We start from the raw sequence: 19726 nt of genomic DNA on the forward strand, positions 1-19726 counted from the left end.
TCATGGTCTCGACCAGGCTGAAGGTCGTCATCCTTGCTCCCAACGTTGGCTTTGACCAGTGCGTCGAGAGGCGAGACTGTCGCATCTCTAACTGGCCCAACTGTCGCATTACTAAATAGCCACTACATGCAAAGATCACATAAGATAGATTATGGAACTAACGTATATGCCGGAAAGCATGGATTGCGGCTGAACGTTGCCTTGGCGAGCTTGACCGGGCCTTTCCAGCCTGCTTAGCGTTCCCGAACCGAACACCTCATTTTCAAGGCCAGATGTGATGAGCGAATTGCGCGTTCTTTCAGATGCTTTCATTCCGGAACTGCCAAACCGCTACAAAGGCAAAGTTCGCGAAAACTACGACTTGCCCGATGGCAACCGCATCATCATCGCGACGGACCGCCTCAGCGCCTTCGACGTCATCCTGACGTCGATCCCGAACAAGGGTCACGTGCTGACGCAGACGGCGCGCTACTGGTTCGAGGAAACCGCCGACATCTGCCCGAACCATGTGGTCAGCTATCCGGACCCCAATGTCGTCATCGGCAAGCGGCTCGACATCCTGCCGGTCGAGGTCGTCGTGCGCGGTTATCTCGCCGGAACGACCAGTACCTCGATCCTGACGAAATACCGCAACGGCGAGCGCGAGATGTACGGCATCACCCTGCCGGACGGAATGCGCGACAATGAGAAGCTTCCCCAGGCAATTATCACGCCCACCAGCAAGGCTTTCGACGGCGGCCATGACGAGCCGCTTTCGGTCGAAGCGATCATCGAGCAAGGACTGCTGACGAAGGAACAGCTCGATACCGTCTGGCAATATGCGCTTGCGCTGTTTGCCCGCGGTCAAGAGCGCGCCGCCGAGCGCGGCCTGATCCTCGTCGACACCAAATACGAGTTTGGAACCGACGAAAACGGCACGATCATTCTCGCCGACGAGATCCACACACCCGACAGCAGCCGCTACTGGATCGCCGACAGCTACCAGGAAAGCTTCGAGCGCGGCGAACGTCCCAGGAGTTTCGACAAGGATTTCGTCCGTGCCTGGGTCACTGCGCGCTGCGATCCCTACAAGGATCCGATCCCGGAAATTCCACTTGATCTCATCGAGCAGACCTCGGCGGTCTATATCGAAGCCTTCGAAAAGATCACCGGCCAGCGCTTCGTTCCGGACCTGTCGGGTGCGACGGTTCTGGATCGCATTCGCGCCAACCTGACGCCATATTTCTCGAAATAAATCAGTATATTATAGATTTATTCTAATCTGATTTAGGCGCCGGGCGTAGGATCATCGACATCGAATTCGAGCCGCATCAGGTCGTATGCCGGCTCGATATGATCAGGCGTCTCGCCTTGCACCGTGTCGTAATCCAGCGGCACATGCATGTGTGTTAGCACCGCCCGCTTCGGCTTGAGGCGCTCGATCCAGCCGAGCGATTGCACCAGTGACAGATGGCTCGGGTGGAACTTGTACTGCAGCGTATCGATCACCAGCAGATCGAGGTCGCCGAGCTTGGCAATGGTCTCGGCCGGAAAATCGCTGACATCGCTGCAATAGGCAAAGTCGCCGATGCGGAAGCCCAGAGAATGAATATTGCCGTGAAACTGCATCAGCGGCCGGAACGCGATCGGCCCGCCGGCGCCTGATATCACCACCGGCGACAGATCATCGGCAATGATGTGCGGCTCGACGATCGGTGGATAGCCGCTGCCTGGCGGTGATTCCAGGCAATAGCCAAACCCCTCGCGAATACGGCCCATCGTATAGGCATCGGCCCAGATCGGCACCCGCCTGCGGTTTTCGATGACGTAACCGCGCAAGTCGTCGATCCCGTGTAGATGGTCGGCATGGGAATGGGTATAGATCACCGCATCGATGTGGCGCACGTTCGTTGCGACCATCTGCGCACGAAAATCCGGCCCGGTGTCGATGACGACGGTCGTCTTGCCGCCGTCGGGCGCGATTTGCTCGACGAGCAAGGCCGCGCGCATGCGCCGGTTTTTCGGATTGTCAGGATTGCAGGCGCCCCAGTCACCGGTAATACGCGGCACGCCTGGTGACGAGCCGCAGCCGAGAATGGTGAAAGTGCGCCGGAACGCCACGTCAGAGCCTCGGCATCTTGGAGAAGACGCGGAAGGCATTCTCCGTGGTGATCCTTGCAATCTCCTCAGTGGTCACGCCGATCGTCTCGGCAAGCACGGCTGCGGTATGGGCAACGTAAGCCGGCTCGTTGCGCTTGCCGCGGAACGGCTTCGGCGCGAGGTACGGCGCGTCGGTTTCGACGATCATCCGGTCATGCGGCACGGTCTTGGCGATTTCACGCAGCTCTTCGGATTTCGGGAAAGTCAGGATGCCCGAAAAGGACACGTAGCCGCCGAGCTCCACGCCGACACGGGCGAGCTCCGGACCGGAAGAGAAGCAGTGCAGAAGGAAAGAGAAGGCCCCCTTCCCGGTTTCCTCGGTCAGGATCGCCGCCATGTCCTCATCGGCCGAGCGGCTGTGAATGACGAGCGGCAGGCCGGTCTCGCGGGCAGCCGCAATGTGACGACGCAGGCCCTCGACCTGGGCCCCGCGCGGCGCATTGTCATAGAAGTAATCAAGACCCGCCTCGCCGATCGCCACCACCTTCGGATGGGCCGAAAGCCGCACGAGATCCTCGGTGGTGATATCAAGCTCCTCGTCCGCATTGTGCGGATGAGTGCCGACGGAACAGAAGATGTTCGGATAGGCCTCGGCGATCGCAAGGATCGTCTCGAACCGCTTCACGCGGGTCGAGATCGTGATCATCTGCTCGACACCGGCCTCGCGCGCCCGCGCGACGATTGCGTCGCGCTCCGCTTCGAAATCGGGGAAGTCCAGATGGCAATGGGTATCGATCAGCATGCTCAAGATGCCTTACTGCGCTTCGGGTGCCACATAGCGCGGGAAGACCGGCTTCGGCGCCTCGAGCGGCGTGCCCGAGGCGAGACGTCCGGCCTCGCCGAGCGCTGCGAAGTCACGCTTGTCGGCGGGTGCAGCCACCAGGTCGAGCAGCTTCGCCGAGGATTCCGGCATGAACGGCTGAAGCAGGATTGCGATCTGGCGCACGACTTCGGCCGTCACGTAAAGCACTGTGCCCATGCGCGCTGGATCGGTCTTTTTCAGCGCCCAGGGCTCCTGGCCGGCGAAGTAGCGGTCGGTCTCGGAGACGACGGCGATGATCGCCGCCAGCGCCCGGTGGATCATCTGCTTACCCATCTCGTCGCGCGTGATCTCGTGCAGCGCGTCGGCGGCGGCCAGCATCGCTTTGTCTTCGTCGGTCAGGGGGCCGCACACGGGCACCTGGCCGTCGCAGTTCTTGACGATCATCGACAGCGAGCGGCTCGCCAGGTTGCCGATGCCGTTGGCAAGGTCGGAATTGATGCGGGTCGCGATCCCTTCCTCGCTATAGCTGCCGTCCTGGCCGAACGACACCTCGCGCAGGAAGAAATAGCGGATCTGGTCGAGACCGAAATGTTCGACGAGGTTGAACGGGTCGACGACGTTGCCGAGCGACTTCGACATCTTCTCGCCCTTGTTGAGCAGGAAGCCGTGCGCGAAGACGCGCTTGGGCAGCGGCAGGCCGGCCGACATCAAGAACGCCGGCCAATAGACCGCGTGGAAGCGGATAATGTCCTTGCCGATCACATGGATGTTCGCTGGCCAGAACTTGGCGCGCGGGCCCTTGGGATCGTCGAGATAACCGGTCGCGGTGATGTAGTTCGTCAGCGCGTCGACCCAGACATACATGACATGCGCCGGATCGTTCGGCACCTTGATGCCCCAGTCGAAGGTGGTGCGCGAAACCGAGAGGTCCTTGAGGCCGGACTTCACGAAGGAGATCACTTCGTTGCGGCGCTCGGCCGGGCCGATGAAATCCGGATTCTCTTCGTAGTGCTTCAGCAGCTTGTCCTGGTATTCGGACAGCTTGAAGAAGTAGCTCTGCTCCTCGACCCACTCGACCGACGTCCCCTGCGGGCCGTAGCGCACGCCGTCGGCGCGCAGCTCGGTCTCGTTCTCCTGATAATAGGCTTCGTCGCGCACCGAATACCAGCCGGCGTAGGAGTCCTTGTAGAGGTCGCCCGCCTCGCCCATGCGGATCCAGATGTCCTGCGACGCCTGATGGTGGCGCTGCTCGGTCGTGCGGATGAAATCGTCGTTGGACGCGTTCAGGGCCACGGCCATCTTCTGGAATTCGGCCGAATTGCGGTCGGCAAGTTCCTGCGGCGTCACGCCTTCCTTGCGCGCCGTCTGCTGCATCTTCTGCCCGTGCTCGTCCGTGCCGGTCAGGAAGAAAACCTCACGTCCGTCGAGGCGCTGGTAGCGCGCCATGGCATCCGTCGCGATCAGTTCATAGGCATGGCCGATGTGCGGCTTGCCGTTCGGGTAGGAAATCGCTGTCGTGATGTAGAAGGGGGACGTGTCTCTCATAGGCGGATTCGATCTATCTCGGATTAAGCTACGCACGCTCTTAGCGCATACGCTGTTAGGAAGAAACATGCGATCCATGAAAAGCCCGCCCGAAGCGGCCGCCGCCACCGCCCTCCTCCTTGCGCGCCCCGCGTGCAAGATTTAGAACAAACAGGAAACAAATGAAGGGGTGAGTCGTGCTGGATCAACTTGGCAGCCAATTTGAAACCGCGTCGGCCGGCTATGCCGCCGCGCACGGGATCGAGCGCGACCCCGACTGGTTCATCTTGAAGATGCAGGAGGAAATGGGGGAACTGACCCAGGCCTGGAACAAGCTGAGCGGTCGCGGGCGGTCCCAGGGGAAATCGCCGGACGACCTCCGGACACAGATGGCCGACGAGACCGCAGACCTTCTTGGGCACGTCCTGCTCTTCGCGCAGCACCACAAGCTGGACCTCCAGGCGGCGATCGAGCGAAAATGGCGTTTTCAGCCGGCGCTATAGCGCCGCTTTCATATCGTCGAGCAGCGACAGAATGGTCTGCTTTCGGTCGAGATTATAGGCATCGCTGACCGTCAGTCGCTCGGTCACGGAGGCTGACAGCCGGGCGAAGCGTTCGGCGCGCATGATATCGCCCGAAACGGCCGCCTCCCGCGCCTCCCGCATGATGCGATCGCTGGCAAGGGCCCGGAAGAAATCGAAGATCGTTTCGCTGTCCTTGCCGGCGAGGGCATCGGCGAGCTTGTGCATGTCTTTCCGGACAGACGGTCCCTGCCCTGCAAGGATGCCCTCGAAGGTTGCCGCGATTTCCAGTCCGCCATAGTTGATCAGCTTCAGCGCCTCGGCGACGCTGCCGCTGGCGGCAGCGATGATGCGCCCGGCATTCTCGCCCTCGAGATCGAAACCGAGATGCGCCAATGCCTGGCCGAGCGGTGCTGCGTCGAGCGGCTTCAGTCGCAGCGGCAGGCAGCGCGAGCGGATCGTCGGCAGCAGTTTTCCGGGTGCATGCGTCAGCACTAGGAACAGCGAGCGGCGCGGCGGTTCCTCGAGGATCTTCAAGATGGCGTTGGCCGCATTGCGATTGAGATCGTCGGCCGGATCGATGATGACGATGCGCCAATTGCCCGTGCCGGAGGTCTGGCTGAAGAACTTGCCCGCGCGCCGGACCTCGTCGACGGTGATCGCCCCCTTCGCCCTGCCCGTCTTTTCATCGATCGGGCGGGCCAGGTGCAGGAGATTGTGTGAGGCGCCGGAGGCAAGCTGCCTGCCGATCGCAGAGGTCGGGTCCGGGTCGGCAAGCGTTTCAGGCGCATCGGCCGGTTCAGGATTTTTTAGGATGTGATGGGCAAAGCGGAAGGCAAGCGTCGCCTTGCCGATCCCTTCCGGCCCTTCGATCAGGATCGCGTGGTGCCCCTTGCCGGAGCGATAGCTCTGCGCCAGGAAGGCTTCCGCCTGCTCATGGCCGAACAGACGATTGTTCTCCGCGGGCGCAATGGCGCCATCAAGGACCCCGGCTCTTTCGCTCATGACACGGCTTCCTCGGCGGACGTGTCCGTGCCGTCGCCATGCGGCAGAAGCGCTTCGACAAGCGAAAGCACCTCGGCGGCGATGGCCTCAACCGGCTGCGTCGCATCCACCACCCGGCACCGCTCGGAATCGCGTCTGGCAATGTCGAGAAAGGCGTCGCGCCGCTTCTCGTGGGTCTCTAGCTGTTCCTTTTCGAAACGATCGGGATTGTCGTCTCCGGCGCGGCGTTGCGCCCGCTCGAGGCCGACGCTGGCGGGCAGGTCGAAGATCACCGTGCGGTCCGGTACGACACCGTTGATTGCTACGCGCTCCAGGCTTTCGACGAAGCTTTGTTCGAGATTGCCGGTGATGCCTTGGTAGACGCGCGAAGAATCCATGAAGCGATCGCAAAGCACGATGATGCCCTTGTCGAGCGATGGCCGGATGACCTCCTCGACATGGTCGCTGCGGGCTGCGGCAAAGAGAATCGCCTCCATCCGCACTCCGAAGGATTCCGCAGCCCCCGAAAGCAGCACGTGACGCACCGCCTCGGCGCCGGGAGAACCACCCGGCTCGCGCGTCGTCAGCACCTCGTAGCCGCGGGCGCGCAGGGAATCGGCTAGCAGGCGGAGCTGCGTCGACTTGCCGGCACCTTCCCCGCCTTCGAATGTTACGAATAGACCTTTTTTCAGCGACACCATGCTTTCCCGTATCGGCATGCGGTTTGGCCCTGTTTAGCCGATTGGTCCTCCGGGCGAAACCGTCAGGTGACGATTTGAAGAGGCATTCGAGTGAGCGCGGCTCAGAGCCAGAAGAAAAGCAGTTCCTGCAGGGCGTCGACCGCGCGGCTCGTCAGGGTTCCCTGCCCCACCGCGCCGGCCGTCTTGACCGGGACCTCGCGCAACAGTTTTTCGCCGTTCCACAGCTTGACGACGCCGACTTCCGTGCCGGCCGTCACCGGCGCCCGCAAGGGCCACTTGTAGACGATGCGCGCCGTCAGCCGCTCGGGATTGTTGACCGGCAGCAGCACGTCGACCGGACCGCCGGCCACCAACGCGACGTGAGACGCGTCGCCGCCATAGACGGCTGCCTCGCCGATCGCTTCTCCATCGGCGAAGATCCGCTTCTTCTCGAAGGCGGTCATCGCCCAGTCGAGAACCTTGCGGCTTTCTTCGATACGTTCCTTGTCGGTTTCAAGGCCGCCCATCGCGAGATAAACGCGGCGGTCACCGCGTTGCAGCGACGCGGCGAGCGAAAAGCCGAAACCTTCGGCAAAGCCCGTTGCCAGGCCGTCCACGCCGATATTGGCGGAGATCAGCGGGTTCTTGTTGCGTTGGAGGATCTTGTTCCATTCGAATTCCGGCTGCGAATAGAGCCGGTAGAGATCGGGATGCGCTTCGTGCAGGTGGCGGACGAGCGTCACGAGCTCGCTCATCGTGATCTTGTTGCCGGGATCGGGCAGACCGGTGGCGTTGCGGAAGGTCGCAACCGGCATGCCGAGTTCGCGCGCGCGCGCCGTCATGCGCTCAGCGAACGCACCTTCGCTGCCGGTCATGCCCTCGGCGAGAATGATGCAGGCATCGTTGGCCAGCTGAACGGCTACGCCCTGCAGGAGATCGGCGACCCGGATGCGCGACTTCAGAGCGGCAAACATCGTCGAGGTGCCGGCCGGCGCGCCGCCGGTCCGCCACGCATGCTCCGATACGTCGTAGAGGGTTTCGGGCGAGACTTCGCCCTTGCCGAGCGCTTCGGCGACGACCTCCATGGTCATCAGCTTGGCAAGCGAAGCGGGTGGGATCGGGTCGTTTTCGGCTCGCGAGAAAAGCACCGTGCCGGTTTCTGCGTCGACCAGCAGGATCTGCTTTGCCTTGGTGTCGAAGGCGGGTGCCGGCGTTTGCGCGAATGCGGCGCCGGCAAACAACGCAAGGCCAAGGAAAGCGGCCGAAAGCATCTTCATGCGCATGGGAAACTCCGGTTTCCCCTCGGGCATAGCAGCGTGGTCATTTTGGCACAACGCCGAGAACTGTTAACGGGCCGAACCGTTCGTTTTCTGGCGCTTGGCGTAGTCGACGATGACTTGCGGCGTTAGCTGCTTCTTGTCGACCATGATCGCTTCGAAGGGCGATTCGGCGTCGCTGACGCGAACTTCGTAATAGGCAGCCGCATAGGCCATGTTGCCGTCGGGCATCGGAATGTACTCCGGCCGCTCGCGCGGGATCGGGCCGATTTCCGGCAGCATGACGAATTCGTTGAACGACGCCGGCTGCTGGGCAAACTGCGGCACGGGCGCGGCCATCGCGGTGACCGGTTCGCTGACGTCGAGCGACGCCTTGGCCGGCACGGTGATGGTGCCGAGGCTTTGCTTGCGGAACGGTTCGTTCGAGGCAACCATCACGCCGGTTGCGATCTGCCCTTCGGGCATGATGCTCGGGCCGCGCTGGCCCTTCTCGACATAGGACGCCATCAGGTAAGGCATGTCGTTACCTTCGAGCGGTGCGCGGCCAACATATTGCACCTTCACCTGTGCGCTGCCCTTGCGCTTGATGTCGAGCAGGTCTGCCGTTTTCGAGGAAACGTCGATGATGCGGCCGTATTCGTAGGGGCCGCGGTCGTTGACGCGCACGATGACCGAGGTGCCATTTTCCATGTTGGTGACGCGGGCGTAGCTCGGCAGCGGAAACGTCGGATGGGCGGCCGACAGATGCGCCTTGTCGTAGACTTCGCCGTTGGCGGTCAGGCGTCCGTGGAAGGCGGAGCCGTACCAGGATGCCATACCCGTCTTGTTATAGCCGAAGTCTTCCTTGGGCTGGTACCACTTGCCCTTGACCTGATAGGCCTTGCCGACCTGAAAGCGTCCGCCGCCCTTCGGGATGTTGTTGCCGGTGGCAACGCGCGGGCTCGCCTTTACGCCATAGACGGATTCAGGAAAGTACTCCTTGCTCCGCGCAGTTTTCTTGACATTCGACGTGGAGCCGCAGGCGGCAAGCGTTACGCACAGTGCCGGGATCGCCGCAAGGCGCAGTCCCTTGACCAGATATGCCGCATTTTTATTGGAGGTCATCTGTCCCACAACATCGATCGATAAAGCCGTACTCGAAACCTTCCGCTTACCCCCAGCGGAAATCTCGACGTCCCGAAACGGAACAGGTGTGTATTCATGACATCATCAAGGCAAAAATGCGAACTCATCCACAGGTCGGCTCCGCATTTCGTGAGTTATGGTTTACGGCTGGTTAACGTGATCGGGCCCGGCGCCTGCTCTTCAAAGCGGTCGAGAAAATCTTGCAGCGACGCATGTTAATTCTTGCAAAGCGCCAAGGCTTCGCGCAATAACGCCGTGCCCGGCACGCAGTCGCGCGGTGCTTCAGGCAAGGACAGGTGGCCGAGTGGTTTAAGGCTCTGGTCTTGAAAACCAGCGTACGGGAAACCGTACCGTGGGTTCGAATCCCACCCTGTCCGCCATTTCTCTTTGTTTTTATTGTACTTTTCTCTATTTTTGACGACAAATCCGCCGGTTATCATAACCAGGACCAGAAGTGATCTCCCGCACCTCCGGTTGGAACATGCGAGCAATTTCGACGTTGCTCATGGATGGAAACCCAGCGCCACATAACGACACCCTCCCCGCAAGCCCGCGATACCTACAGCCTCGACGAATTCATTGCGGTTTATGATCTCGGCGCCAAGCGCGCCGCGGAGTTATACGATCGCTTCGGGCCATCGCGTTCGAAGCTGGACACGCTGATGGTGGCGATCCGACACTCAACCAACCGGAAATCGTGACTCGCGCTGCCCCTGTGCTAAACTGCCTCCATCCCCAGTGAGACAGCCCATGACAGAGAATCGCTACGATCTTCGCAAAGAACCTGATGACACGTGGACTGTATTCGACATCTTCACCGGAATGCCTGCGCAGGTGAACGACGTCGAGCAGATTGGCCTAGAACTCGAGCAAGCCGACGACCTCGTCGACCTGCTAAACCTATTGTATATCCGCCGGCGATCCGGATCAGCGCACTGATGTGCCGACCTTCTTCCGCTAGAAATCGAAGTAGACTGTAACGCCTGATCGACGATAGTAGCGGCCGTAATCGCGATAGCCATAGTAGCCTCGGTCACGGTAGCCGCCGTAGTAACCGTAGTGTCGGGGGTAACATCCGCCGTAATAGCGGCAGTCGCGTCGGGCGTGTCGCCTATCCCAACGCCTATCCCAGCGACGATCTGCGCGCCAATGTCGATGACTCCGGTGTTTGACCAGTTCGACGCTGTTGGTCTGCACTTGCTCGGGCTGCGGAACAAAAATGGGCGCGGCATTTACCGGCAGCGCGAAGGTTGCGAAGCCAATCGCTGCAAAGGCGGACAAGAGCTTCTTCATAGCAAACTCCTCCTATCTGATAATCACTTTGGGCGATCTGGGCTGAACCTCGGATGAACGACCGCGCACCGCTTGCAAACACAAAAAACCGCCGGCTGGTGAGACCGGCGGATCGCTGTGGTGGCGTAGTGGAAAACAAGGCCCGCGCAGCCAGAGGCGCGCTGGGCACGTCTGCGGAGGTAGCCGCAGGAAACTATTGAGGCTGCAACGCCTCGGCGGCGTGTCGAAGCGCGTGGACTTGGAAGCATAGTTCGTCAAATCCAATCTGCTCGTGAAGCGCGATCTCGTGAAGATCCTCCATCGCTCGAACGTTGGTGAAGACTTCGTTGATCAGGGTGACCGCGACCCTGGCCATCATCTGGACGTTGTAGATGTCTTCAGACCAAGGTTGGCGCGGGCGGCCTTGCTCGGCGCCCTGCGCTTTTTCTAAACCGGCTTCCCCGGTTGCGCGTCTTAATCTTGAACCTTCATCGAGTTCGACTGCGATGGCAGGCACCGGTCTTAATCTGCGAACGTTTGTCATGTTGGTCTCCTCGTGTTGCGATGTTACCGTAAAAGCGGTATGTCATTAAAAAACACCAACATCAGACCAATGTCAACACTAAATAATGACATTGGTGTTTTTTAATGAGGTCGAACATGACGCCCGCTCAATGCCGCGCAGCACGTGCACTTGTAAATTGGACACAGCCGTATCTTGCCGAAGCGGCCGGCGTGTCACCCTCGACGCTTCGTGATTTCGAGTCCGGCAAGCGGGTACCGATCGCCAACAACCTGGCCGCCATCCGCGCTGCGCTTGAGTCGGTTGGCGTCACATTCTTGGAGGATGGCGACGTTGCTGCAGGGCCGGGTGTTGCTATGCATCCTACGAACTAGATGGCGTCCACGATGTACTTCGCAGAGAATGCTCTCAACGAATTGGCGACAGGCTTCAAAGAAATTGAGCCCAAATATCTGGCGTTGCGAGAGGCATTTGTCCGCCACCCCTATAAGACTGAACGCGGTCGTGAGTATGGGACACACGGTTTCGGCAGAAGGATTGGCACCTTAGCGCGATGCATTCAAAGGGTGTTTTCCGATTTACCGCCTGATCAAGCAGGCTTGCCCCAGCGAGAAACGCTGTTGGACGTTTCCATCTCTCTTCAGGCGATGGTCACAAACGTATCCGGTTGCCTAGACAACCTCACTTGGACTTGGGTTCTTGAGAGGAGCGTCGTTCAAGCGGATGGTTCAGCATTAGAACAAAAGATGGTTGGCCTCGGGCGCAGGTACAAGCACGTATGGAAATCCTTTCCGCCACCTTTCCGGGACTACCTTAAGAGCCGAGATCCTTGGTTCGCGCACGTGAAGGGATTCCGCGATTCCCTTGCCCACCGCATACCTCTTTACATCCCGCCTTATTCGGTAGATCCCAAAAATCAGGAACAATACTATGAGTTGGAGCGGCTATCGTGGACCGAGTTATGCGCTGGGAACATTGAGAACCATGAATCTCTAAAGAAAGAACTGGAAAAGCTAAAGTTCTTTCGCCCGATCATCGCGCATTCTCTAGTCGAGGGCTCCCCTCTGGCAGTTTTTCACGCTCAAGTACTGGCCGACTTCAAGACAGTGGAGGAACTCGGTTGGCATTTTCTTGACGAGATGAAAGCCGTCGGTTGACCGCTTCATTCCCAACCAATACCTTCCAATAGCGCCCACCAAGCGCACACCACCACATCGAGGAGACGTAGCTAATGCGACCGGCATCCGTGCCGGCGGCAATGTTTTTGCTCGAACATGGAGGTGGCAGTGGCCTCGATCGTTCACGGATTGAAAGGTCTCGCGAAGGTCAAGAAGACGTTGGCCGACGGCAAGACGATCTACTATTGCTACGCTTGGCGTGGCGGGCCGCTCCTGAAGCACAAGGATGGCTCGCCTATTCAGCCGGGTAACCCGTGCCTTCAGGTCGAATTCGACCACGCTCATGAAGATCGACGAAATCCCAATCCCGGGACTCTTTCAGGGCTGATCACAAAGTTTCTGGCTTCGACAGATTATAGGCTGAAGAGCGCAGACACTCGCCGTGAATACGCTCGATATCTTGACGACATAAGAGCCGCGTTTGGCCACCTAACATTTGAAGAACTTGAGACGACCTCCGCCCGCGGCAAGTTCAAGGAGTGGCGAGACGGCATCTCCTCTCACCCTCGTTCCGCGGACTATGCTTGGGCTACACTAACCCGCGTTCTGTCGTTTGGTGTGGACCGCGGAGAGCTTTCAACGAACGTCGCCAGGCGCGGCGGCCGCCTCTATCGAGTCGATCGGCGCGAGGCAATCTGGACTTCAAGCGACATATCAACGTTCAACGCATTTGCCACGAAAGAGCTCAAGCTAGCCCTGCTCCTGGGCCTATGGACGGGCCAGCGAAAGGGAGACTTACTCTCCCTTCCATGGAGCGCCTATGATGGTCGCGCTTTCCGGTTGAGACAGGGCAAGACGGGCCGGCGTGTCTACATACCGGCCGCAAGGGCTGTGCGCGAGGCGTTGGCAAACTCTGCTCGCCAATCCCCGACAATCCTCACCAATACGCGTGGCAAGCCGTGGACCTCAGCGGGCTTTGATTCGAGCTGGCGAAAGGCATGTGCCGCCGCAGGCGTTAGTGGTCTAACGTTCCACGATCTTCGAGGTACGGCGGTCACTAGGTTGGCTCTCGCAGGATGCTCAATAGCGGAAATTGGAGCCGTAACAGGTCATTCGCCAAAGGATATCGACGCAATTCTCCACGTACATTATCTTGGTGGACAGCGGGAGCTCGCTCAGCAGGCGATTGCAAAATGGGAAATCGGCGGCGCCGAGGGTCCCTGGACGGAAGCGTGAGGCGAACCATGGTCAACGCCATTCTCATTTCCATGAGAGACGTCTGCACGCTGACCAGTCTCTCTCGCACGATGGTCAACCGTTTGCGCGTCGCCGGCCGATTTCCTGGTGCGGTCGAGCTTGGCGAGCGCCGGGTGGCGTTCGTGCGGTCGGAAGTGCTGGCGTGGATCGAGGAGAGGATTGCGGGGCGGGCGGAAAAGGAGATGGACGACTTTGCGTCGTGAAGTTTAACGCCCTGCAGGGGGGATACCGCCTCAAACTAGAACATTTAGCGAACAAAAAGCCCATAAATCGGCTAAAACTGTTGTGGATTATGTGCGAGGCGGGGCGTCTTGGGTGGGTGATCACGCGTATGATACGTCCGTCGCCGAGGAAAACGACTGTGCCTGGAAAACACAACGATGTCGTCCCTCAGCGACTGGAGCTGTACCCGCAAAGGGGAGATTGGTTGCAGCCAGTCTCCCCGGATCCGGTAGCCTAGGGTGCAACAACTTGTTGTCTGTCGCAACGACAAACAGTCGCCAGACACATTTAGTCAACAACTCGTAGAGCAGAGTCTTGGCATTTGGTCGAAATTCCGATGAGCAGGCCGCCCTACTCGTTCACTTGAATGACTGGTGCTGGGAGAAACAGGTCCCCTGCGCCCTGAAGGAATATCTGCAGGGTGATTCCCACAATGACGGCGGAAAAGGCGTTCGCGATCGCTGCATGTCTCGCCTTCGGCGTCAGTTCGAGAAAGCCCTTTTTAAAGACCAACAGCGTGATGATCATGGCGACCAAACTAATAAGGAGGCCCACCAACCTGCCGCCGGTCCAAGGCGAGAAGACCCAGGCGACATGAAAACCACCATGTTCCTTAGGCAATTTTTGTCCGGTCGCCTGCTCGAAACATTGCTCTAGGGATAGCACGAAGCTACTCGATTGCGCGGATGGCCCCTCGAAAAGCAGCACTTTCAGTTGCCGGCCAATGTCGCCGTATTCCTGGATGACACAAGCTGTCAGTTGTTCATCAAGCTCTTTAGAAAGACTCTTAGTATCGATGTAGGCTGCGATCGGCCAAGGCATAGTCGCGACCACGATCGCAACTAGCACCACCAGTAGCCCCAAGAGCGACCACGTGAGTCTTTTTACGAGCGCAGCCCTCACCGTATGTTTATCGTCATCGGTGAGCGTATAGAAAGCGATGAGCAGCCCCCCAAATCCGAGCGCTAGATTTGACGCCGCCTGCAGCACAACCCCGATCCAGAACATCGCAAGCCCCCATCCCGCCGTCTTCTAGCGAAGATCCCGCTAGAGATGCCGCCTTTAAATATTAGCAATCACTACATTCGGACGTCAATCTGTGGTGGTGCGCTCGCCCTAGGGCCGATAACTTCCACCCCTAAAATAACCGGGGATTGTGCAGCCAAAATCTCAACCCTGCATAGAGCGCCCTTCCCTCAGCCGGCGCGGCGTGCTTACCTGCACTCGGGCTGATTTAGTTAAGACTGAGGGAAATAATGAAAGTTCGTTACGCCGTGCTGGCCGTTGCGCTGGCTGCTTCTTCGTGCGCCAAGCGTCCGGACGCGATCGTGCCTGTCGACATTCCGATGGCCGCCTATTCAAATCAGAGCTGCCAGGGCCTCGCGCAAGAGCTCGTTAAAGAGCAAGCGACGCTCTCGAGCCTTTCGAAGCAGCAGCACGACGCCGCAACCGGCGACGCAATGGGCGTTTTCCTGATCGGCGTACCGATGTCGAGCACGTTCGGCGGCGATAAAGAAGGCCAGGTTGCCGTGTCGAAGGGTAAGGTGACGGCTATCGAATCTTCGCTGAAGGCGAAGGGGTGTAAGTAGGCGAATCGCCGGCGGGATAGATATGAAGAAGGACTTCCTTTTGCGGCTTGGCAACACGGTTGACGCCATCTGCGCGTCGCCGCGCGTCACTGGATACCTGATAGGCTACTCGTCTAAGGGTTCATCGCGTTTTGCCGCATACCGTCCTCACGGCTTTCAGCATTTCGTAATTCTAGCGGACGGATTGGACCAGAAAGATGCCCTCGATCTGGAAGAGCATTTGCACATGCGGATTGAGAGCGACCAATCTGCGTTCTCATACCAAAAATATCGCGAGAAAAGCCGCGGTAAACACCATCGAAGCTCGGGCGGGGTGACTTCCGAGGAGGGCAACAACCACTCCGTCTACATGGCATGGTGGGAGGAGTGATTTAGGGGCTAACCATCCGGCGGAATCTCATACACCTTCGATGGCCCCTCCATCTCACGCACGCCCTTGAACGACGGATGCCGCAGCTTTCCATCTTGCGTCCAGGCTCGATACTCCACCTCGGCGACGAGTATTGGCTCGGCGAAGACGGCGCCCTTCCGCTTCAGCGCCACCGGCGGCCGACTGGCCGGGATCGCGTCGAGTAGTTCGCGCAGCTGCGTCGATTCCTTGTTGCTCCATCCAGTACCGCACCCTCCGACATAGACGAGGCTATCGCCCTTCCTTGCTTCCAACAGCAACCTGCCGATTGCGCCAGGCGCGGTCGACGGCTCGTAGCCCACGATTACAAAGGTGTCTCGCCGAACGCATTTTATCTTCAGCCATTCGGGCCGGCGTCCCGATCGATACGGCGCGTCCCGCCGCTTGGCGATGATCCCTTCGAGCCCCATGTCGCAAGCGATCTTGAAGAACTCGGCGCCGTCGGCGTGCACCTCCTCGGAGAAGCGGATCGCGCCAGTCCTGCCGGCGACGATAGGCTCGAGCAGTTGCCGGCGTTCGGCAAGCAGCATCATCCGGAGGTCTTGCCCGTCAAGATAGAGAAGATCGAAGGCGAAGAAGATGATCTCGGCGGCATCGTGCGAGATCGGACGCCTGCCGACCGCGCGCTGCAGGAGACCGAAATCGGAGCGGCCCTGCTCGTCGAGAACAACCGCCTCGCCATCAATGATCATTGTCGCATGGCCGAGCTCGCGCGCCTCGGCGACGATCGAGCCAAACTTCTTGGACCAGTCGTAGCCGCCGCGGGTAATCGCCCTCACCTCGACTGGCTCGACATGCACCGCCAGTCGGTAACCGTCCCACTTCACTTCGAAGGCCCACTGCGGGCCTTTCGGAGGCTTGTCGCCGAGCGTTGCAACGCAGGGATCGACGCGGCGGGGCATCGGTTCGGGAAGCGCCGCGGGAACTCTTTTCTTCCTGAGTGTTTTAGCCATTACGTATTAACGCCTGAAAAGCGAAAACGTCTCAGCTGCAGCACCGGAGGAAGAAAATGCCGAAGTCATCGATTTTTGCGTCGCCGAAGCGTCAGGGCTCATACCCAGATCGGGATTTGGATTGCCAGTTAGCGCTTGAGGAAATCTTCCGCGCGGTGGTCGAGGAAGCTGAGGACGCCGGCTGGTCTGAGAGAGAAGTCTGCGACGCCCTAATCGAACTAGCGCATAACCACTGGCTCGCGCTCGACGCCAAAGATACGATGTTCGAAGATGCCGTCGGCGTGATCCTTCGAAAGCCCAAGGCACCCCTGCTGAATTGACCTATTCGCCCCTCATCCGCGCGAGGCACCAATCCCAATAGGTCTCGACCATCTCCGTCGCCTCTCGCGCAGTGTCGCAATAGCCCTGGTTCGGCATCGGCGGAGACCCTTTGAAGGTCCGGGGGACGGACCCCGCCCATTGCCAGCGGCCAGCCGTTGGACCGCCGGTCTCTTTCCGGATGCGACCTATGTAGCCGATGCCGTCGAAGCCGAGCCAATCAAACTCCGTCGGCGGGTCGTGGGCGTCCAGTTCGGTGCGGCGCCACTGGTGGCGGGGCTGATAGCGCTCGTTCATGGCTTTCGACTCACGTCCGCGCTGGGTCTCTGCCCAAGGCATCACAGATTTTCTGCCACGATTTGGAGCCCATTCCCTTCATCCGCAACGCGTCTGTCGTGGGAACCTGCTTCATGTCGTCGACGGTCTCGAACCCTCGTCGTTTGAGCTCGCCGAGGAGCTTTGGGTTTCTCAACCTCAAGTCTGAAAGCTTCGTGGTCATGCCCGCATCAGATCAGGCTTTCACGTCTCGCAATTTGTAGAATTCTACGTATGAGAACCTGTCACCACGATAGCGGTTCACAATACGAGCCCGAGTGTTCCCCTTCCCCCAGCTAGGGTTCATTGGAACACACCTCTCTCTTGGGCCCCTCGTGACGGGGCCATTTATTTTTCCTGGACGGAAAGATTGATTAAGGTCATTGTCGAATCGAGAGGCGCCTGCCATTGCTAGTTGAGCGTCAACCATCGGCGCTTGTGACCCCGGAGCGCGCCCCAGCCCCAAGCGACGTTGCGCTCCGGGGTCCGCTCAATGGTGATTACTAAACAGGTCGACTCAAAGAAACCTGCGGTGATCGCGCACGCCATCGCGGCCGCTTTGATAACTCATGCACAAGTTTGATAGACATAACGAAGTCGCTGATCTTTGGCACGGCGCATCAAAGGATAGTGGTGCCGGTCTGTTCAGTACATCATTGATATGATATATGTCGATTTTCTAAAATTATATGCCTCTGGACTTGCTCCATAGCGTGTCAACGGGAGGGCCACATGACGTTTAGATTCAATTACACGCAATCGAAAGTCGGCATCACTCACACGCCACAATTCGCAGCATCGCTTCAGACCGACTACGTCAGCCCTGCTGATCGTGTAGGCAACCCCCACACGCACATAAGTACTTCTTTTGTCGACGTTAACGGTGACGTTCAGACAATCTCCTATGATTGGGAGGGCGAGTTCTACGGGCAGAACGTCGGAGCCTATCAACCCGGGAGTGGTTACTTCTATAGCGCCAACCCAGGGAGCGGCTTCGCTTTTAAGATGTTCGGAAGCGCACCGCTTTTTCCTGACGCTAGAGACTATGTAAAACCGTCCTATTCAACCCAAACGGCCGCTCTGAATGCAATAGACGCGTACGACAAGGCAGCATTGGACTGGTATGATCAGGTCGATGCTACAACGATCTCCAAAGTGGTTTTCACTGGCCCTGACGGCCAATATGGGCACTTCAGCTCAACCTCGCCGGTCTCAGCAAGCATGTTCTCTAGTTACATGCAAGCATTTGAAGGGAATGACACAGTCATAGGAAGCAATTTCGACGACCAAATATTTGGAGGCAAGGGTAATGATACATTAAACTGTGGACTTGGTAATGACACACTTTTTTTTGACGTGCCTAGACCAATATTTGGACTCAATGACCCGCAGAATAAAGACAAGGATTCAACTGTAGTATTAAAAACCAATGAAGGAAGGGATTTAATAACTGATAGTGAATTGGGAAAATTCTCCGACGGCGAACATTCTTTGCAGAAACTTTATTTTGACATTGAGAGAAAGGCTAATGGAACCGGAACGCTCGACGTGTTCGAAAACGGCTCGCTTCTCTATTCAGATGTGAAAATCAAGTGGGACAACGCCACCCCGATCCCGACAGGAGAATATTACGCATATTACAGATATTCGACAACGGGATCTTTGGGACAACTAATAGAGCTTGGTTCAACACCCAGTACCAACACCCTAAACGACGACGGAATCGAGAGAACGGCCATCGATATTCATATCGGAACGGCGATCGGAAATTCAGAAGGTTGTTTCATTGCCGGCAGCCGCGCCACCTTTCTTTCGAAGTTCTTTACGCACCTTTCCGACCAAGCAAGCGGCTTCGACCTACCCTCCGGCGAAACCTACTTTCCCGTAATACCCGCGACTGTGAACGTCCGGAACTACAATCAATCGACAATTAAGGATCCAGTACTACGCGGAGTCGACTTAGACGGCGCCAAGATCGTTTCCGACGCGGTGGCAAAGACAGTTAATGCCACTTTCGACCTCTTGAATGACGGCGGCGGTCTACCTGACAAGAAGTTCAGCCTATTCTTTGAGACAGGAGGTAGTGCAAAGCTCGGCACCGATTGGGACTTCGTCAATAAGCCCACGATACTCACCGATCCCGCAACGGGGAACATTTTTTACAAAGTGAATATTAACGCGGATCAAAATCATGTGGCGGGTTCAAAAGTATCTATACCAATCAAAATTCTAGCGGATTCTGGAGCCGAAAGCTTAGAGCGCATTGCTCTGAAGCTGGTGGATATCGACATTTTCAGGTTTGCAGTAACCACGACCTCAAGTAGTTGGAAAAAGTACAGCGTCTCGCTCGACTCAGATACCGATGGTGTTGCCAATTTAGTTGAGAACCAGTTTCTCAAAGGATCGATCGACGACATCTCGATAAATATCAACATAGCCGCTGACCCGTCTGCGGCTGCCGCGGCTATGTCGAATGATTTCTGGCTTTAAAATGCCATCTCGTACGGACCAACGCATTGTTTGTTTGTAGATCAAAAAAGCCCCGCTCACCGGTTAAGGCAAGCGGGGCTTTGCAGTTGTGGAAACGTCGAATAATGGGTGGCTGTCCACAGAATGCGCGAGAGTTAGCTAAACTGTCGGCTTTAGAGAATGACGAAGCAACCTTTGGTGTGGCATATCTGTTCATGCAACAAACGGCCTGTCGGGAAGGAGTGCCGATGGCAAAGCACGGGGAATG

General features: G+C 58.3%; 25 protein-coding genes and 1 tRNA gene. 13 read left to right on the forward strand and 13 right to left on the reverse strand.

Features of this window, described 5'->3' with window-relative positions; genetic code table 11:
* Positions 1-286: 286 nt before the first annotated feature.
* Positions 287-1234 carry a phosphoribosylaminoimidazolesuccinocarboxamide synthase gene (locus IB277_RS07040; protein WP_090301558.1) on the forward strand — a complete coding sequence of 316 codons (948 nt, stop codon included), beginning with the start codon at positions 287-289 and terminating at the stop codon, positions 1232-1234.
* A gap of 32 nt (positions 1235-1266) precedes the next feature.
* On the opposite strand, the gene IB277_RS07045 is transcribed toward IB277_RS07040, so the two are convergent.
* From IB277_RS07045 to metG, 3 genes are read right to left on the reverse strand one after another with little or no spacing between them, the layout of a single operon-like run.
* Complete coding sequence (locus tag IB277_RS07045) at positions 1267-2100, reverse strand: MBL fold metallo-hydrolase (protein WP_060517160.1); 834 nt, start codon at positions 2098-2100, stop codon at positions 1267-1269.
* Position 2101: 1 nt separating this feature from the next.
* The gene (locus IB277_RS07050; protein WP_192370883.1) at positions 2102-2881 is read right to left on the reverse strand and encodes a TatD family hydrolase; all 780 of its coding nucleotides are present in this window, start codon (positions 2879-2881) and stop codon (positions 2102-2104) included.
* 12 nt (positions 2882-2893) lie between these two features.
* Positions 2894-4447 (reverse strand): methionine--tRNA ligase, encoded by a 1554-nt coding sequence (gene metG, locus IB277_RS07055; protein ID WP_192370884.1) that lies wholly within the window; start codon positions 4445-4447, stop codon positions 2894-2896.
* A 176-nt stretch (positions 4448-4623) separates the two neighbouring features.
* On the opposite strand from metG, the gene IB277_RS07060 reads away from it, so the two are divergent.
* The gene (locus IB277_RS07060; RefSeq protein WP_060610969.1) at positions 4624-4929 is read left to right on the forward strand and encodes a hypothetical protein; all 306 of its coding nucleotides are present in this window, start codon (positions 4624-4626) and stop codon (positions 4927-4929) included.
* On the opposite strand, the gene IB277_RS07065 is transcribed toward IB277_RS07060, so the two are convergent.
* The 4 genes from IB277_RS07065 to IB277_RS07080 all read right to left on the reverse strand — a co-directional run bounded on the left by IB277_RS07065 (position 4924) and on the right by IB277_RS07080 (position 8992).
* Positions 4924-5952: a DNA polymerase III subunit delta' gene (locus IB277_RS07065; protein ID WP_192370885.1), complete on the reverse strand. Its 1029-nt coding sequence runs from the start codon at positions 5950-5952 to the stop codon at positions 4924-4926. The two genes, IB277_RS07060 and IB277_RS07065, sit on opposite strands and share 6 nt — an antisense overlap.
* The gene (tmk, locus tag IB277_RS07070) at positions 5949-6632 is read right to left on the reverse strand and encodes a dTMP kinase (RefSeq protein ID WP_244497364.1); all 684 of its coding nucleotides are present in this window, start codon (positions 6630-6632) and stop codon (positions 5949-5951) included. The genes IB277_RS07065 and tmk overlap by 4 nt, the downstream gene beginning before the upstream one ends.
* A 101-nt stretch (positions 6633-6733) precedes the next feature.
* Positions 6734-7894: a D-alanyl-D-alanine carboxypeptidase family protein gene (locus IB277_RS07075; RefSeq protein WP_060517170.1), complete on the reverse strand. Its 1161-nt coding sequence runs from the start codon at positions 7892-7894 to the stop codon at positions 6734-6736.
* Between the two features lie 63 nt (positions 7895-7957).
* Positions 7958-8992, reverse strand: coding sequence for a septal ring lytic transglycosylase RlpA family protein (locus IB277_RS07080; protein WP_060517172.1), 1035 nt, complete (start codon positions 8990-8992; stop codon positions 7958-7960).
* Between the two features lie 311 nt (positions 8993-9303).
* Between IB277_RS07080 and IB277_RS07085 the strand changes: the two genes are divergently transcribed.
* The 3 genes from IB277_RS07085 to IB277_RS07095 all read left to right on the forward strand — a co-directional run bounded on the left by IB277_RS07085 (position 9304) and on the right by IB277_RS07095 (position 9952).
* Positions 9304-9393, forward strand: a tRNA-Ser gene (locus IB277_RS07085).
* Between the two features lie 129 nt (positions 9394-9522).
* Positions 9523-9714, forward strand: a complete 192-nt coding sequence (locus IB277_RS07090; protein ID WP_192370886.1) for a hypothetical protein — start codon at positions 9523-9525, stop codon at positions 9712-9714.
* Between the two features lie 49 nt (positions 9715-9763).
* Positions 9764-9952 carry a hypothetical protein gene (locus IB277_RS07095; RefSeq protein WP_192370887.1) on the forward strand — a complete coding sequence of 63 codons (189 nt, stop codon included), beginning with the start codon at positions 9764-9766 and terminating at the stop codon, positions 9950-9952.
* 18 nt (positions 9953-9970) lie between these two features.
* Here IB277_RS07095 and IB277_RS07100 read toward each other — a convergent pair whose 3' ends face one another.
* On the reverse strand, positions 9971-10306 hold the full coding sequence (locus IB277_RS07100; protein WP_192370888.1) for a hypothetical protein: 336 nt from the start codon (positions 10304-10306) through the stop codon (positions 9971-9973).
* Positions 10307-10499: 193 nt separating this feature from the next.
* Complete coding sequence (locus tag IB277_RS07105; protein ID WP_192370889.1) at positions 10500-10829, reverse strand: hypothetical protein; 330 nt, start codon at positions 10827-10829, stop codon at positions 10500-10502.
* Between the two features lie 116 nt (positions 10830-10945).
* On the opposite strand from IB277_RS07105, the gene IB277_RS07110 reads away from it, so the two are divergent.
* The 4 genes from IB277_RS07110 to IB277_RS07125 all read left to right on the forward strand — a co-directional run bounded on the left by IB277_RS07110 (position 10946) and on the right by IB277_RS07125 (position 13386).
* On the forward strand, positions 10946-11182 hold the full coding sequence (locus tag IB277_RS07110) for a helix-turn-helix domain-containing protein (protein WP_192370890.1): 237 nt from the start codon (positions 10946-10948) through the stop codon (positions 11180-11182).
* 12 nt (positions 11183-11194) lie between these two features.
* Positions 11195-11965 carry a hypothetical protein gene (locus tag IB277_RS07115; protein WP_192370891.1) on the forward strand — a complete coding sequence of 257 codons (771 nt, stop codon included), beginning with the start codon at positions 11195-11197 and terminating at the stop codon, positions 11963-11965.
* Positions 11966-12094: 129 nt separating this feature from the next.
* Positions 12095-13162, forward strand: coding sequence for a tyrosine-type recombinase/integrase (locus IB277_RS07120; RefSeq protein WP_371813569.1), 1068 nt, complete (start codon positions 12095-12097; stop codon positions 13160-13162).
* Entirely contained in the window at positions 13159-13386 is a 228-nt protein-coding gene (locus IB277_RS07125; RefSeq protein WP_371813570.1) for a helix-turn-helix transcriptional regulator, read from the forward strand. Before IB277_RS07120 ends, IB277_RS07125 begins: the two co-directional genes overlap by 4 nt.
* Before the next feature lie 370 nt (positions 13387-13756).
* Here IB277_RS07125 and IB277_RS07130 read toward each other — a convergent pair whose 3' ends face one another.
* On the reverse strand, positions 13757-14413 hold the full coding sequence (locus IB277_RS07130; protein ID WP_192370893.1) for a hypothetical protein: 657 nt from the start codon (positions 14411-14413) through the stop codon (positions 13757-13759).
* A gap of 248 nt (positions 14414-14661) precedes the next feature.
* Between IB277_RS07130 and IB277_RS07135 the strand changes: the two genes are divergently transcribed.
* Together IB277_RS07135 and IB277_RS07140 are read left to right on the forward strand one after the other, a co-directional pair.
* On the forward strand, positions 14662-14994 hold the full coding sequence (locus IB277_RS07135) for a hypothetical protein (RefSeq protein WP_192370894.1): 333 nt from the start codon (positions 14662-14664) through the stop codon (positions 14992-14994).
* 22 nt (positions 14995-15016) lie between these two features.
* Positions 15017-15364, forward strand: a complete 348-nt coding sequence (locus tag IB277_RS07140; protein ID WP_192370895.1) for a hypothetical protein — start codon at positions 15017-15019, stop codon at positions 15362-15364.
* Positions 15365-15372: 8 nt separating this feature from the next.
* Here the strand turns inward: IB277_RS07140 and ligD are convergent, their stop codons facing one another.
* The gene (gene ligD, locus IB277_RS07145) at positions 15373-16356 is read right to left on the reverse strand and encodes a non-homologous end-joining DNA ligase (protein ID WP_246812715.1); all 984 of its coding nucleotides are present in this window, start codon (positions 16354-16356) and stop codon (positions 15373-15375) included.
* A gap of 56 nt (positions 16357-16412) precedes the next feature.
* Between ligD and IB277_RS07150 the strand changes: the two genes are divergently transcribed.
* Positions 16413-16676 (forward strand): hypothetical protein, encoded by a 264-nt coding sequence (locus IB277_RS07150; protein ID WP_192370896.1) that lies wholly within the window; start codon positions 16413-16415, stop codon positions 16674-16676.
* A gap of 1 nt (position 16677) precedes the next feature.
* Here the strand turns inward: IB277_RS07150 and IB277_RS07155 are convergent, their stop codons facing one another.
* Together IB277_RS07155 and IB277_RS07160 are read right to left on the reverse strand one after the other, a co-directional pair.
* A complete protein-coding gene (locus IB277_RS07155; protein ID WP_192370897.1) occupies positions 16678-16971 on the reverse strand; it encodes a hypothetical protein in 294 nt (97 codons plus the stop codon).
* A gap of 10 nt (positions 16972-16981) precedes the next feature.
* On the reverse strand, positions 16982-17173 hold the full coding sequence (locus IB277_RS07160) for a helix-hairpin-helix domain-containing protein (RefSeq protein ID WP_192370898.1): 192 nt from the start codon (positions 17171-17173) through the stop codon (positions 16982-16984).
* A 548-nt stretch (positions 17174-17721) separates the two neighbouring features.
* Between IB277_RS07160 and IB277_RS07165 the strand changes: the two genes are divergently transcribed.
* Positions 17722-19479, forward strand: coding sequence for a hypothetical protein (locus IB277_RS07165; protein ID WP_192370899.1), 1758 nt, complete (start codon positions 17722-17724; stop codon positions 19477-19479).
* The last annotated feature ends 247 nt before the right edge of the window (positions 19480-19726 follow it).

The sequence above is a fragment of the Ensifer sp. ENS07 genome (assembly GCF_014852185.1).
In the GTDB taxonomy this organism is placed as follows: domain Bacteria; phylum Pseudomonadota; class Alphaproteobacteria; order Rhizobiales; family Rhizobiaceae; genus Ensifer; species Ensifer adhaerens.

What these genes read in the sequence shown, in the direction of transcription:
- metG (WP_192370884.1), bottom strand. Translation starts at nt 4,447, where the DNA reads ATGAGAGACACGTCCCCCTTCTACATCACGACAGCGATTTCCTACCCG.
- IB277_RS07080 (WP_060517172.1), bottom strand. Translation starts at nt 8,992, where the DNA reads ATGACCTCCAATAAAAATGCGGCATATCTGGTCAAGGGACTGCGCCTT.
- IB277_RS07075 (WP_060517170.1), bottom strand. Translation starts at nt 7,894, where the DNA reads ATGCGCATGAAGATGCTTTCGGCCGCTTTCCTTGGCCTTGCGTTGTTT.
- ligD (WP_246812715.1), bottom strand. Translation starts at nt 16,356, where the DNA reads ATGGCTAAAACACTCAGGAAGAAAAGAGTTCCCGCGGCGCTTCCCGAA.
- IB277_RS07150 (WP_192370896.1), top strand. Translation starts at nt 16,413, where the DNA reads ATGCCGAAGTCATCGATTTTTGCGTCGCCGAAGCGTCAGGGCTCATAC.
- IB277_RS07105 (WP_192370889.1), bottom strand. Translation starts at nt 10,829, where the DNA reads ATGACAAACGTTCGCAGATTAAGACCGGTGCCTGCCATCGCAGTCGAA.
- IB277_RS07095 (WP_192370887.1), top strand. Translation starts at nt 9,764, where the DNA reads ATGACAGAGAATCGCTACGATCTTCGCAAAGAACCTGATGACACGTGG.
- IB277_RS07065 (WP_192370885.1), bottom strand. Translation starts at nt 5,952, where the DNA reads ATGAGCGAAAGAGCCGGGGTCCTTGATGGCGCCATTGCGCCCGCGGAG.
- IB277_RS07140 (WP_192370895.1), top strand. Translation starts at nt 15,017, where the DNA reads ATGAAGAAGGACTTCCTTTTGCGGCTTGGCAACACGGTTGACGCCATC.
- IB277_RS07160 (WP_192370898.1), bottom strand. Translation starts at nt 17,173, where the DNA reads ATGACCACGAAGCTTTCAGACTTGAGGTTGAGAAACCCAAAGCTCCTC.
- IB277_RS07090 (WP_192370886.1), top strand. Translation starts at nt 9,523, where the DNA reads ATGGAAACCCAGCGCCACATAACGACACCCTCCCCGCAAGCCCGCGAT.
- IB277_RS07050 (WP_192370883.1), bottom strand. Translation starts at nt 2,881, where the DNA reads ATGCTGATCGATACCCATTGCCATCTGGACTTCCCCGATTTCGAAGCG.
- IB277_RS07165 (WP_192370899.1), top strand. Translation starts at nt 17,722, where the DNA reads ATGACGTTTAGATTCAATTACACGCAATCGAAAGTCGGCATCACTCAC.
- IB277_RS07115 (WP_192370891.1), top strand. Translation starts at nt 11,195, where the DNA reads ATGTACTTCGCAGAGAATGCTCTCAACGAATTGGCGACAGGCTTCAAA.
- IB277_RS07155 (WP_192370897.1), bottom strand. Translation starts at nt 16,971, where the DNA reads ATGAACGAGCGCTATCAGCCCCGCCACCAGTGGCGCCGCACCGAACTG.
- tmk (WP_244497364.1), bottom strand. Translation starts at nt 6,632, where the DNA reads ATGGTGTCGCTGAAAAAAGGTCTATTCGTAACATTCGAAGGCGGGGAA.
- IB277_RS07135 (WP_192370894.1), top strand. Translation starts at nt 14,662, where the DNA reads ATGAAAGTTCGTTACGCCGTGCTGGCCGTTGCGCTGGCTGCTTCTTCG.
- IB277_RS07110 (WP_192370890.1), top strand. Translation starts at nt 10,946, where the DNA reads ATGACGCCCGCTCAATGCCGCGCAGCACGTGCACTTGTAAATTGGACA.
- IB277_RS07130 (WP_192370893.1), bottom strand. Translation starts at nt 14,413, where the DNA reads ATGTTCTGGATCGGGGTTGTGCTGCAGGCGGCGTCAAATCTAGCGCTC.
- IB277_RS07100 (WP_192370888.1), bottom strand. Translation starts at nt 10,306, where the DNA reads ATGAAGAAGCTCTTGTCCGCCTTTGCAGCGATTGGCTTCGCAACCTTC.